We start from the raw sequence: 11904 nt of genomic DNA on the forward strand, positions 1-11904 counted from the left end.
GGATTACCGAGAATTATGAATGCTCCATCGCCAGTGTTGATACCCACGGCTAACCACAGCGAGCGGATGTCCACACGCATCGCCTTTCTTATCGCGGGCTTACTCATGTCCGCTTGGGCGCCTCTGGTTCCATTGGTTAAAGCCCGCGCTGGCCTGGACGATGGTGGTCTGGGGTTGCTGCTTCTCGGCCTGGGCGGTGGATCTATCGTGGCCATGCCCTTCGCTGGATATCTCACTGCACACTATGGATGCCGCCCAGTCGTAATCTGGGCGACGATTGTCTTGTGTGCCGTTCTTCCGCTGTTGAGCACCGTGGTCTGGCTGCCTGGCCTGGTCATAGCTGTCATTATCTTCGGTGCCAGTATGGGCATGCTTGATTGCGCCATGAACATACAGTCCGTCATCGTCGAAAAAAACAGCGGGCAGGCACTTCAGTCCGGCTTCCATGGCCTTTACAGCGTCGGAGGCATATTGGGCGCCGGGGCCATGACCGCTTTATTGACCTTAGGGCTGGATCCACTGATTGCGGCGCTCTGTATCGTTGCCACCGTTTTGGGATCGCTTTACAAGGCTGCGCCTGCTTTGCTGACCTATGGCACTGAACGGGGTGGGCCATTGTTCGCGGTGCCCAGGGGTATCGTGCTGTTTTTAGGGGCGCTCTGTTTCATCGTCTTCCTCACTGAAGGTGCAATACTCGACTGGAGCGCGGTTTTCCTTGTCTCGAGCCGAGGGTTAGAGCCGAGCATCGCCGGTTTGGGCTACGCATCCTTCGCCGCTGCGATGACGGTGGGCCGCCTGACAGGAGATGCCATCGTCAGCAAACTAGGCGGCGTGCGCGTCGTTGCGCTAGGCGGGCTCTGCGCAGCCGCAGGCATGGTCGTGTCGCTTGGGATCGAAGGTTGGGTCGCGTCCTTGATTGGCTACGCTCTGGTCGGTGCTGGATGCTCAAACATTGTCCCTGTGCTCTTTACCGCTGTAGGCCGCCAGCAACGTATGCCACAGGCGGTAGCCATCCCCGCTGTCATCTCTATGGGCTACGCGGGCATTCTGATCGGTCCCGTATTTATTGGGGCGGTCGCCCATCTGAGCACCTTGTCATTCGCTCTTGGCTGCGTGAGTGTTTTGCTGGTTTTTGTCAGTGCGACAGCTCGATTACTTCGCAATTAACCGAATCGTTTCAGGCGCGATTCCAGCATTGGCCATTGCGAATCGAGCTCAATCGTTCAGAAAGCCAAGAGACAGCTCGATGGATGTATCACTGAATTCTCAAAGTGATCTGCCTGGTATGTTCAAGAGGTAAAAGGTCATGCAGTCGTACCCACAGATGTCGGAACAAGAACTCCTGATACAGGGAGTGGTGATGCGGGAGGCACTTGTGCGAATCCTGGCCCGGCATTCTCAAGTGAGTGGTGTTGATGGCATGGATACAAAAATCTGTGTTCGCTCATTGAGCAATGCGCGCCTGGACATCGGCTTGCCTCCGTTCTCGGGCACTTCCCTGCCCGCTTGCCTGGAGCCCACGGTAGCGCGGGCATTGGCTGATGCTCCCCGAACGGATCGGGACTTCAAGATTCTGCTATCGGCTCTTGAGACCCTGCTGTCCAGTAGTCGCTGGATAAAGCGATCCGCTTCAGAAGGGGACGATGATGCTTTTGAAGAAAAGCACCGACATGCGCTGATTCTCGGCAAGGGCGCACTGCTTGAATGTTCGACTTTGACAGTGGGGTTGGCGGTAATGGAGCCCGAACTTTGCTATCCGTACCACATGCATCCTCCGGCAGAGTTTTATGTCGTCTTATCGGAAGGTTACTGGTACCGGGAAGATGTTGGCTGGTGGAATCCCGGGCCAGGCGGCGTGGTGTTCAACCCACCTTCGGCTGTCCACTCCATGAGGTCTATCGACAAGCCGCTGCTGGCACTGTGGGGACTTTCTCATGCAGTGGATTGATGCACCGACAATCAGCAGACTGCTCGACTATCCAAGCTTATGTGCCGCTTTTGCCCAGGCACATAGAGAGCCGCTGCCCGTCATCGCCGATCTATGCCTTGAGCACCCTGGTAGCGCTGATCGTTTCATGTTGCGTCCCGCTTGGAGCGAACGGCAAATGGTGGGAGTGAAGCTTGCCACCGAGTTTCCTGGCAACCAGCACCGACACCCGGCCTCCCCTTCGATACAAGGCGTCTATGTCGCGTTTGATGGCATCACCGGCGCCCCTATATTCGTTGCTGATGGCGCGGCCCTTACGGCCCGCAAGACTGCTGCCGACTCGGCCCTGGGACTTGATCTGCTTGCGCGCCAGGATGTCCGAACGATGCTGATGATCGGTGCCGGTGACATGGCGGGCCCACTGATCGAGGCATTCACCGCGTTGAGACCCTCGTTGCGCCAGGTTTTTATCTGGAACCGCACGCGACCTCGCGCAGAGAAGCTGGCTGCCGACCTTCAAATCCCCGACGTTGAACTCACTGTTGTCGATGATCTAGACGCGGCATTACCTGCGGCTGAAGTTATCTGCGCCGCAACCATGAGCGACCAGCCTTTGATCCGTGGCGCCCAGGTTGCTCCTGGCACGCATGTCAATCTGGTGGGTAGTTGGCAGCCGCACATGCGTGAGGCCGATAACGATGTCCTGATTCGCGGCCAACTCTATGTGGACTTTCGACCGACTGCCCTGGCAAGTGGCGAACTCCAACTTCCGTTAGCGTCAGGCGTTATCTCGGTCGACGATATATTTGGCGATCTCTTTGATCTGTGCGGTTGTGCTCCGCCTCGCTTCACGACAGATCAAATCACTGTGTTCAAGAATGCCGGGGGAGCCCACCTTGACCTGTTTACGGCTCAACTACTGGCGAGACGATTGGGTATTGAGTAAGCGGCGCACCCAGGAACTCACGAACAAAAAAGGCCCTCGAAGGGCCCTTTTCTTGCACTCAAAACGAAATCACTTGGCCAGCCAGGACTCGACCGTGTCGGAGCCGTGTTTAGCTTTCCATTCTTTCAATGTTTTATGGTTGCCGCCTTTGGTTTCGCCTACTTCACCGGTAAGAGGGTTTTTGTAGACCTTCACTTGGCGAGGCTTACGGCTACCGGATTGCTGCTGGGCACTAGGTGCATGGCGACCCACCTGAGGATCAAGCAGGTTCACCACGTCTTTCAAGCTGTAACCAGGACCAGATGCTCATCTCGCTATCCAAGCTGCTCCAGCAACAAACCGATTCAGTGCGCGTCCGAGTTCCAGACTCTCATTCGGGACTCAATTCAGGACTTAAACGCACCGGATAGTGCTGGATTTCAGTATTTCCCGCCGGAACGAAAAAAGGACCCGAAGGTCCTGATTTCAATCGCTTACAGAATTCAGTGGAACTCTGCAGCGCAATATTTGGAGCGGGAAACGAGACTCGAACTCGCGACCCCGACCTTGGCAAGGTCGTGCTCTACCAACTGAGCTATTCCCGCGTCTTGGTGTGGCGCATTCTATAGAATCCAGATGCCACGTCAACCCCTTGATTCAAAAAAGTTTTATTTCTTTTCCGGGGTGGTCTTGAGATGCGGCCAGGCCGCTCGCAAATATTGCAGCATGGACCACAACGTCAGCCCCGCGGCAATCAGCAGCAGCGCATAGCCCACCAACACCCAGAAGCTGAAGTCCGAGGGGTTGGCCAGCAAGATAACCAGCGCCAGCATCTGTGCGGCGGTTTTCCATTTGCCCATGTTCGAAACGGCAACATGCGCGCGGGCTCCGATCTCGGCCATCCACTCGCGCAAGGCGGAAACCACGATTTCGCGACCGATGATGACCGCTGCCGGCAACGTCAGCCAAAGATTGCCGTGTTCCTGTACCAACAGCACCAATGCCACTGCCACCATCAGCTTGTCGGCCACCGGATCAAGAAAAGCGCCGAAGGGTGTGCTTTGTTCCAGGCGACGAGCCAGGTACCCATCCAGCCAGTCCGTGGCGGCGGCGAATGCGAAGACTGAACTGGCCGCGAGGTAGCTCCAGTGGTACGGCAGGTAAAACAGCAAAATGAAAATCGGAATGAGCAGGACGCGTAAGACGGTGATCAGATTAGGGATATTCATCGGCACAACTGGCTACGAGGTGAGTTGGGCATTCTACTCGCTGTGCAGGTTTGCATAAATCAACTCCGCGAGCTTTTTACTGATCCCTGGTGCTTTGGCGATCTCTTCGATGCTGGCACGAGACAGCTCCTGTAATCCACCAAAATGTTTCAGAAGATCCCGTCGACGTTTCGGACCTACCCCTGCGACCCCCTCAAGCGTTGACGTACGACGGGTTTTGCCGCGTCGCGCGCGGTGCCCGGTAATGGCGAACCGGTGAGCCTCGTCACGTATCTGTTGAATCAGATGCAGTGCCGGGGAGTCGCCACGCAAGGTGAATTCATGGGCAGCGTCATTGAGGTAAAGCGTTTCGAAGCCGGCCTTGCGCGTCGCCCCTTTGGCGACACCCAACAGGATCAGGTCTGGCACCGCGAGCTCATTGAGCACGTCGCGAGCCATGGACAGCTGGCCTTTACCGCCGTCCACCAGAAGGATATCCGGCAGCTTGCCCTCGCCGTCCTTCAGTTTGCTGAAACGCCGCGTCAGTGCCTGATGCATCGCCGCATAGTCATCACCCGGCGTCACGCCTTCGATGTTGTAACGGCGATAGTCGGACTTGATCGGGCCTTCAGGACCAAAGACCACGCAGGAGGCCACCGTCGCCTCACCGCTGGAGTGACTGATGTCATAACACTCGAGCCGTTGCGGCGGCTCGTCCAGATGAAGAACTTCAGCCAGCGCTTCAAACCGCGCAGCGACATGTTGGCGGTTGGCCAAACGCGCGCTCAATGCCTGTTCGGCGTTGGTCACGGCCAGTTGCTGCCAGCGCGCCCGGGTGCCGCGAACCCGGTGACTGATGGTCAGCTCACGACCGCGCAGCTCTTCGATGGCGGCAATCAAGGCCGGGAAGTCTTCATGGACGACGTTGACGATCAACTCGCTCGGCAAGTCCCGCTCCGGACTGCTGATGTAATACTGGCCGAGGAACGCCGCCATGACTTCGGCCACCTCCTCCTCAATGCCGACTTGCGGAAAGAAGTTCTTGCTGCCCAGTACCCGTCCGCCGCGCACGCTGATCAGGTGAACACAGGCGCCTCCCGGATTGACGAACGCGGCGATCACGTCCACATCACCGGTACCGCCTTCCATGCTCTGTTGATCCTGAACCCGTCGCAACAGGGAGATCTGGTCACGCAGTTCGGCGGCGCGCTCGAAGTCCAGCGTACTCGCCGCCTGCTCCATGCCACTGGACAATTCATCAGTCAGGGCATTGCTGCGGCCTTCGAGGAACATCACCGAATGGCGCACGTCTTCGGCATACACTTGCGGTTCGACCAGACCGACACAAGGCGCCTTGCAACGCTTGATCTGGTATTGCAGGCATGGCCGCGTGCGGTTCTTGTAAAAACTGTCTTCACACTGGCGCACGAAAAAAGTTTTCTGCAGCAGGCTCAGGCTCTCACGGATAGCACCGGCACTCGGGTACGGCCCGAAGTACTTGCCCTTCTGTTTTTTGGCACCACGATGGATGCTCAAGCGCGGAAAATCGCCATCCGAAAGGAAAACGTACGGATAGGATTTATCGTCGCGCAACAGGATATTGTAGGGCGGCCGCCACTCTTTGATCAGCGTCTGCTCAAGCAGCAACGCCTCGGTTTCATTGGCGGTGATCGTTGTTTCGATCTGAGCGATGCGACCCACCAGAGCGGCGGTTTTCGGCGCCAGGCCGGTTTTGCGAAAATAACTCGCCAGGCGTTTTTTCAGGTCTTTGGCTTTACCGACGTATAGCAAGCGCGCATCGCTGTCGAACATGCGATACACACCGGGGCGCCCGGTAACGGTCGAGAGAAAAGCACCTGGATCGAACGGGTCAGTCATTTTCAGAGGCTGGCATCAACCATGCCGTGTCGGACCGCCAACAGCGTCAACTCGACATCGCTGCTGATCGAGAGCTTCTCGAAAATGCGGTAACGGTAGGTATTCACGGTTTTGGGGGACAGGCACAACTTGTCGGAAATGATCTGCACTTTCTGACAACCGACGATCATTAACGCGATCTGGATTTCCCGCTCTGAAAGCGCATCGAACGGGGAGTCGCTGGTTGGCTGAAACGATTTGATCGCCAGCTGCTGGGCAATTTGCGGGCTGATGTAGCGTTGCCCGGAGAACACCAGGCGAATTGCCTGAACCATTTCCGACAGGGCAGCACCCTTGGTCAGATAACCTGCGGCACCCGCCTGCAACAGGCGCGTGGGGAACGGGTCCTCTTCGCACACGGTGACGGCGACGACTTTGATATCCGGATGGCTGCGCAGCATTTTACGCGTGGCTTCCAGACCGCCGATCCCGGGCATCTTGACGTCCATCAGGACCACATCGGGCTTCAATTCCCGCGCCTTGATCAGGGATTCCTCTCCCGATTCGGCCTGGCCGACCACTTGCAGCCCGTCGATATCGGCCAGCATCCGTGTAATGCCTGTACGAACGAGATCATGGTCATCGACCACTAGCACCCTAATCAAGCAGACACCTCGCGATATGGTCTTATTGGTTGTCGGACACCTTAGCAAAAAACCGCTGGGCAGACCTAGTTAGAAGCGTCATTAAAGAGTATCAATACGCTATGAGCGCCCGTCGAGCGACAGGCGCGGGTCCCTGGTCGATCAGCGCTCGTATGACTCAATCTTGTTGTTCAAGGCATGGGCAACGGAAAACTCTGCCAGCGTGGTGGTCAATCGGCGAATTGCGTCCTGATCTTCCTTGAAGAGCGCCCGATAGCTGCCCAAGACCTTCGCCTCCATCTGGCTGAGATTTTCGATCAGCGTCGGCGTCGGATTTCCCGTCAATACAAACAGGACATCCACACCTCTCTCGGCTACTCGGGACAAATAATCTGCTTTGGGCACGCGTCCGCCACTTTCGTATTTGCCTTGCGCGTTAGCTTCAACGCCTCCGATTTCGCCAAAAACTTTCTGCGACAAACCAAGCCGTTCTCTTTCCTGCCTCAACCGCGAACCAATTACACTCATTTGGATGCATGATCCTGTTTAATACACCCCTAAAGGGTGTTACACCTAGTGCTCGTTGAACTTTTTTGAACGGTTTTGAACTATGCCCGGTATTCGCACTGGCGCACAAGCCAAGGCCTGGCTGGAACATCAAGGTAAATCCGTTCAACCATTTGCTCGTGAGCAGGGACGCTGAGAAACCTTGCAGTATCAAGCAGCTACGGCGCAGCGGAGCACATTCGCTCCATCCTCAAAAAACAGTCCTCTTCACCCACAACACTCAATCCCATCCGCTGATACAGGGCTTGCGCCGGATTATTCTTGAAGACGGTGAGACGCAGCGAAGACCGCCGCTCCTTGCAGGCCATCGAATACACCCGTTCGATCGCCCAGCTTCCCGCCCCCTTGCAGCGCTCGCCCTCGATGACGTGCAACTCACGAATGTACACAGCCTTCGCATCGCGACTCAGGCTGAGAAACCCCAGCACCGACTCGCCTCGGCAAATCAGCCAGTTCTCCCGACCGGCCCACGCCACATCAAAGGCTTCGTCCAGCCACAATAAATCGTGCTGAATGTAATAGCGCAGCATCGTGCCGCGGGTCAGTGCTCGAGCGAAGGGCAGGTCTGCTGCCGAGGCAGGACGTAGCTCAAAGTCCATATCCAGTTCCCTCAGGCATCCGGCACAGCCACGACCTGGCCGATCCATCCATCGACGTCTCGGCGAACGACCACCAGCACATCGCCGATACCGGGCGCGACGGCAATCAGTTCGCCGTTCGGTGCCCAGATAGCGCTACGTCCTGCCGATTCCCAGCCGCCAGTCGCACCGCCGTGGTTGGCCATCAATACCGTCATCGAATGCTCGCAAGCGTAGCCCTGCAACAAGGCTGTATCCGGGACATAACCGTTTTCCGTGATCAACACGCCCGCGGCGTAGAGGTCTGCAGCTGAATCCGCAGCCTGCTGCGCATGGCTGGCATGGGAAAAATCGGCGCAGACCGCCAGAGCGACCTTGTCGCCACCGATGGTCAGCATCGAGCCACCCGAGCCCGGGGCAAACGCCACCTCCTCGCCCGGGTGCAGATGCTGCTTGCTGTAAATCCCCAACGAACCATCGGCGGCCAGGACCAATGCGCCGATCAACACCTCAGAACCGGCGGACAAGCGAATCGGCATACCGACGACCGTGGTCACCCCGACTTCCCGGGCAAAGTCGCGCAAAGATTGCAGAACCGCATCGTCCGGCAGCACCGCCAATTCGGCGGCCAGGCTGCGCTCGTAGCCGGTCAGCGACAATTCGGGAAACACCAACAGCTGTACGCCGTGCTCGGCGGCGATCTCGATGAAGCGCCTATGCCGGGCGATATTGGCTTGAAGATCACCGGCAATGGAGATCGATTGAGCGGCGGCGATGGTCAATGTCGGCATGCTTCGTCCCTGGTGACAGATTTCTGGAAGAAATTGAGTGTGTCACAAAGCATCAACCCACTTAAGCCATAGAACCCCACTCACCGCTCCATAGCATTTTCCGATTGAACCCCTGCCCCCGCCTCTAGTAAGCTCGGCGCATTCATCGGAGACACACCATGTTGCACACCCTCTCACCGCTTCGTCACACCGCCAGCGCCCTGCGCTCGGTTGCGGCTACCCGTGTGAGCAACGTCTGTGCACCGGTCAGCTTTTATTTTGGGTATTGGTTTAGCCACTGGCGCGCCTGATACCCACACGGCGCCCACTTCTACGGGTCGCCACTTGAGAATTCTCAACCCCCGGTCGGCTTCCCGACCGGGGGTTTTGTTTTTTCAGCCCCCTACATTTTTAGCGTCACCCAAAACGAATCGAGGAATCACGACATGAACTACGCCACCTATTACCGCTACGACACCTTTACCGCCTGGCGATTTACCAGCCTCCGCTCGGGACAGCCTGCCGCCTCCGATCGGTCACCCACAGGTGGCAAGCACACACTCGTAGCCAATCCGGCCAATTGTCGAACACCCCAGTAGGGCCGAGCGTGCGGGAACAAACCCGCCGCCAGCCCAGGAAGCCCGAATATGAACTCGTCCATCTGCGCTCTGCCGCTGTCCAGCCTGACCTCTGCCAATGAAGCGCTGACCCTGCGTCTGCCCAGTTCACTGGCGCTCAAGCATCAATTGCCGCTCAACACAGCCCTGACCCAGCAAGTCGCCAATCACCGTCAAGCGGTGCGCGCGATCCTCAACGGTGAAGACTCCCGTCTGTTGGTCATTGTCGGCCCCTGCTCTATCCACGATCCTCAATCGGCACTCGAATACGCCGGCAATCTCGCCAGCCTGGCGGCCGAAGTCAGCGATGAAATGCTGCTGGTGATGCGCGCCTACGTCGAAAAGCCCCGGACTACCGTCGGCTGGAAAGGCCTGGCCTACGACCCACACCTGGATGGCAGCGATGACATGGCAGGCGGTTTGACCTTGTCCCGCGAGTTGATGCGCGAAATGCTGCGCCTGGGTTTGCCGATTGCTACCGAATTGCTGCAGCCGATGGCCGCTGGCTACTTCGACGACCTGCTCAGTTGGGTTGCCATCGGTGCGCGCACCACCGAGTCGCAGATCCACCGGGAAATGGCCAGTGGCCTGAACATGCCGGTCGGCTTCAAGAACGGTACCGACGGTGGCGTTGCCATCGCCTGTGACGCCATGCGTTCGGCGGCTCACCCTCATCGTCACTTCGGTGTCGACAGCCAGGGGCATCCGGCGATCATCGAGACTCAGGGCAACCCGGATACCCACCTGGTGCTGCGCGGCGGTCATCGCGGACCGAACTACGACCGTCAGGCTGTCAGCCAGGTGCACAGCGATCTGAGAAAACTGGCGATCCCGGCGCGGGTCATGGTCGATTGCAGCCACGCCAACAGCGGCAAAGACCCCTTGCGTCAACCGGCAGTGTTCGCCGATGTGCTCGAGCAACGCCTGCAAGGTGACCATTCGCTGATCGGCATGATGCTTGAGAGCCACTTGTTCGAAGGTTGTCAGCCCTTGAGCAACTCCCTGCGTTATGGGGTCTCAGTGACGGATGGCTGTCTCGGCTGGGATGCAACCGAGCAACTGTTGCGTCAGGCGGCGCACCGGCTGCGCTCATCCGAAAGGGTTCGGCAAGCGAGCATTTGAAGGTCGCGACGCGGATTGCGATCCAAGCCCGGGGTCTGAAATATTACTGGACCCCGTCGTCCCTTCACCTTGGCAAAGCAGGCGGAAGTGCTTTCACCCATGCGCAACGCACACCCATTGAAACTGCCCCCTACCTTCCATACAGCTGAACAAACTACTTTTACTCCATTTTCTTCGGGATACCGCGGCTATTTCCCACGCATTCGCCCTATCCGGCTGCACTAGAGTGAGGAGGCAAATCCGGGACACCTCCCTTACTGAAGAAAGGAAATCAACATGCAACGGAATGCGACGACTCAATACCCAATCCTCCTGGTCCACGGACTTTTCGGCTTCGAGAGCATTGGCAACATCGACTTCTTCTACGGCATCAAGCAAGCCCTAAGACAGGCCGGAGCTCGGGTATTCATCCCCTATCTGTCGGCGGCACATTGCAACGAACTGCGCGGCGAGCAATTACTGGCGCAAATCGACCGGATACTGATCGGAACAGGTGCGACCAAAGTCAACCTGATCGGTCATAGTCAGGGCGCGCTGGCCGCCCGCTATGCCGGGGCGATGCAACCGAAAAAGATCGCCTCGGTCACCTCCGTCAGCGGGCCGAATCATGGCTCCGAGCTCGCCGATTACCTGCGACTGGCATTGATCCCTGGTCGCCTGCCGGAGCACGTGGCGGCCGCCATCGCCAGCCTTTTCGGCGAATTCCTGTCGCTGCTTAGCGGCAACCCACAGCTCCCACAGAACGCTGTTGCAGCACTCAACGCGCTGACCACTGAAGGCGTCGGCGCATTCAACGACAAGTATCCGCAAGGTCTGCCCACCACCTGGGGCGGCATGGGCAAAGAACGGGTCAATGGGGTGCGCTATTTCTCCTGGAGCGGCATCCTCAAAGGCAACCTTCTCGCCGAAGGACCCGACCTGCTCGATCCGCTTCACGGCGTATGCCGGGCGTTTTCCAGGTACTTCACCACCGAGCCTGAGGAAAACGACGGTTTGGTCGGCCGCTACAGCTCGCACCTGGGCACGGTAATCCGCTCCGACTACCCACTGGACCATATGGACACCATCAATCAGACAGCTGGCCTGGTGCGCAAAGATGTCGATCCGGTTGAGCTCTATGTCGAGCATGCCGAACGCCTGAGAAACCTTGGATTGTAATGCCGTGATGCACGCGTCCAAACGCTCGGACCAGAGCTGGCGCACCGGCAGTACGTCCGGTCATGGAACTTTGGCGAGAAATAGCCCACGGAATCCGGTAGGCTCAGCACTTTATTGAAAGCTCAATGGAGTACTTCCCCATGGCCAAAGCCACTGCCCGTCACATCCTCGTTGCCAGCGAAGACAAGTGCAACGAACTGAAAGCACAAATCGAAGGCGGCGCTGATTTCGCTGAAATCGCCAAAACCAACTCCACCTGCCCGTCCAGCCGTCAGGGCGGCGATCTGGGCTCGTTCGGCCCAGGCCAGATGGTCAAGGAATTCGACACCGTGGTCTTCAGCGCACCGGTCAACACCGTGCAAGGTCCGGTCAAGACCCAGTTCGGTTATCACCTGCTGGAAGTGACCAGCCGTCAGGACTGATCCATCCGCGATTTTGTTTAAACAACGGCCCGCCTTTTGGTGGGCCGTTGCGTTTGAGTTGCATAATTGTGGCTGGCGAGCGATACGCGGGTAGCGTACAAATTGTCTT

The 11904-nt window shown here is 57.8% G+C and carries 12 protein-coding genes, 1 tRNA gene and 2 pseudogenes; 7 read left to right on the top strand and 8 right to left on the bottom strand.

Going from position 1 to position 11904, the window contains the following annotated elements; genetic code table 11:
• Positions 1-15: 15 nt before the first annotated feature.
• The 3 genes from AC3I0A_RS16835 to AC3I0A_RS16845 all read left to right on the top strand — a co-directional run bounded on the left by AC3I0A_RS16835 (position 16) and on the right by AC3I0A_RS16845 (position 2873).
• On the top strand, positions 16-1167 hold the full coding sequence (locus AC3I0A_RS16835) for an MFS transporter (protein ID WP_489373239.1): 1152 nt from the start codon (positions 16-18) through the stop codon (positions 1165-1167).
• A gap of 139 nt (positions 1168-1306) precedes the next feature.
• The gene (locus AC3I0A_RS16840) at positions 1307-1948 is read left to right on the top strand and encodes a dimethylsulfonioproprionate lyase family protein (RefSeq protein ID WP_489373240.1); all 642 of its coding nucleotides are present in this window, start codon (positions 1307-1309) and stop codon (positions 1946-1948) included.
• The gene (locus AC3I0A_RS16845; protein ID WP_489373242.1) at positions 1935-2873 is read left to right on the top strand and encodes an ornithine cyclodeaminase family protein; all 939 of its coding nucleotides are present in this window, start codon (positions 1935-1937) and stop codon (positions 2871-2873) included. Before AC3I0A_RS16840 ends, AC3I0A_RS16845 begins: the two co-directional genes overlap by 14 nt.
• Before the next feature lie 69 nt (positions 2874-2942).
• Here the strand turns inward: AC3I0A_RS16845 and AC3I0A_RS16850 are convergent.
• From AC3I0A_RS16850 to AC3I0A_RS16875, 6 genes and pseudogenes are all read right to left on the bottom strand, one after another.
• Positions 2943-3167, bottom strand: a pseudogene (locus AC3I0A_RS16850) (histone-like nucleoid-structuring protein, MvaT/MvaU family); the annotation flags it as partial.
• 214 nt (positions 3168-3381) lie between these two features.
• Positions 3382-3457: transfer RNA gene (locus AC3I0A_RS16855), tRNA-Gly, on the bottom strand.
• Between the two features lie 63 nt (positions 3458-3520).
• Positions 3521-4081, bottom strand: a complete 561-nt coding sequence (pgsA, locus tag AC3I0A_RS16860) for a CDP-diacylglycerol--glycerol-3-phosphate 3-phosphatidyltransferase (protein WP_489373243.1) — start codon at positions 4079-4081, stop codon at positions 3521-3523.
• 33 nt (positions 4082-4114) lie between these two features.
• Positions 4115-5938, bottom strand: coding sequence for an excinuclease ABC subunit UvrC (uvrC, locus tag AC3I0A_RS16865; RefSeq protein WP_489373245.1), 1824 nt, complete (start codon positions 5936-5938; stop codon positions 4115-4117).
• A gap of 2 nt (positions 5939-5940) precedes the next feature.
• A complete protein-coding gene (gacA, locus tag AC3I0A_RS16870; protein WP_489373247.1) occupies positions 5941-6582 on the bottom strand; it encodes a response regulator transcription factor GacA in 642 nt (213 codons plus the stop codon).
• A gap of 141 nt (positions 6583-6723) precedes the next feature.
• Complete coding sequence (locus AC3I0A_RS16875) at positions 6724-7089, bottom strand: helix-turn-helix domain-containing protein (protein WP_489373249.1); 366 nt, start codon at positions 7087-7089, stop codon at positions 6724-6726.
• Positions 7090-7171: 82 nt separating this feature from the next.
• Here AC3I0A_RS16875 and AC3I0A_RS16880 point away from each other — a divergent pair.
• Positions 7172-7258: pseudogene (locus tag AC3I0A_RS16880) on the top strand (helix-turn-helix domain-containing protein); the annotation flags it as partial.
• A 28-nt stretch (positions 7259-7286) separates the two neighbouring features.
• Here AC3I0A_RS16880 and AC3I0A_RS16885 read toward each other — a convergent pair.
• Positions 7287-7727 carry a GNAT family N-acetyltransferase gene (locus AC3I0A_RS16885; RefSeq protein ID WP_489373251.1) on the bottom strand — a complete coding sequence of 147 codons (441 nt, stop codon included), beginning with the start codon at positions 7725-7727 and terminating at the stop codon, positions 7287-7289.
• 11 nt (positions 7728-7738) lie between these two features.
• Positions 7739-8497, bottom strand: coding sequence for a carbon-nitrogen hydrolase family protein (locus AC3I0A_RS16890; RefSeq protein ID WP_489373252.1), 759 nt, complete (start codon positions 8495-8497; stop codon positions 7739-7741).
• Between the two features lie 626 nt (positions 8498-9123).
• On the opposite strand from AC3I0A_RS16890, the gene AC3I0A_RS16895 reads away from it, so the two are divergent.
• The 3 genes from AC3I0A_RS16895 to AC3I0A_RS16905 all read left to right on the top strand — a co-directional run bounded on the left by AC3I0A_RS16895 (position 9124) and on the right by AC3I0A_RS16905 (position 11795).
• Positions 9124-10215: a 3-deoxy-7-phosphoheptulonate synthase gene (locus tag AC3I0A_RS16895; protein ID WP_489373253.1), complete on the top strand. Its 1092-nt coding sequence runs from the start codon at positions 9124-9126 to the stop codon at positions 10213-10215.
• 276 nt (positions 10216-10491) lie between these two features.
• On the top strand, positions 10492-11373 hold the full coding sequence (locus AC3I0A_RS16900) for an esterase/lipase family protein (RefSeq protein WP_489373254.1): 882 nt from the start codon (positions 10492-10494) through the stop codon (positions 11371-11373).
• A 140-nt stretch (positions 11374-11513) separates the two neighbouring features.
• Positions 11514-11795: a peptidylprolyl isomerase gene (locus AC3I0A_RS16905; protein ID WP_489373256.1), complete on the top strand. Its 282-nt coding sequence runs from the start codon at positions 11514-11516 to the stop codon at positions 11793-11795.
• Positions 11796-11904 lie beyond the last annotated feature (109 nt).

The organism is Pseudomonas sp. KH_024_B2 (assembly GCF_057839965.1).

Bases quoted from the DNA above. Each gene is read 5' to 3' on its own strand.
- AC3I0A_RS16835 (WP_489373239.1), top strand. From the start codon at position 16: ATGAATGCTCCATCGCCAGTGTTGATACCCACGGCTAACCACAGCGAG.
- pgsA (WP_489373243.1), bottom strand. From the start codon at position 4,081: ATGAATATCCCTAATCTGATCACCGTCTTACGCGTCCTGCTCATTCCG.
- AC3I0A_RS16845 (WP_489373242.1), top strand. From the start codon at position 1,935: ATGCAGTGGATTGATGCACCGACAATCAGCAGACTGCTCGACTATCCA.
- uvrC (WP_489373245.1), bottom strand. From the start codon at position 5,938: ATGACTGACCCGTTCGATCCAGGTGCTTTTCTCTCGACCGTTACCGGG.
- AC3I0A_RS16885 (WP_489373251.1), bottom strand. From the start codon at position 7,727: ATGGACTTTGAGCTACGTCCTGCCTCGGCAGCAGACCTGCCCTTCGCT.
- AC3I0A_RS16840 (WP_489373240.1), top strand. From the start codon at position 1,307: ATGCAGTCGTACCCACAGATGTCGGAACAAGAACTCCTGATACAGGGA.
- AC3I0A_RS16900 (WP_489373254.1), top strand. From the start codon at position 10,492: ATGCAACGGAATGCGACGACTCAATACCCAATCCTCCTGGTCCACGGA.
- AC3I0A_RS16895 (WP_489373253.1), top strand. From the start codon at position 9,124: ATGAACTCGTCCATCTGCGCTCTGCCGCTGTCCAGCCTGACCTCTGCC.
- AC3I0A_RS16890 (WP_489373252.1), bottom strand. From the start codon at position 8,497: ATGCCGACATTGACCATCGCCGCCGCTCAATCGATCTCCATTGCCGGT.
- AC3I0A_RS16905 (WP_489373256.1), top strand. From the start codon at position 11,514: ATGGCCAAAGCCACTGCCCGTCACATCCTCGTTGCCAGCGAAGACAAG.
- AC3I0A_RS16875 (WP_489373249.1), bottom strand. From the start codon at position 7,089: ATGAGTGTAATTGGTTCGCGGTTGAGGCAGGAAAGAGAACGGCTTGGT.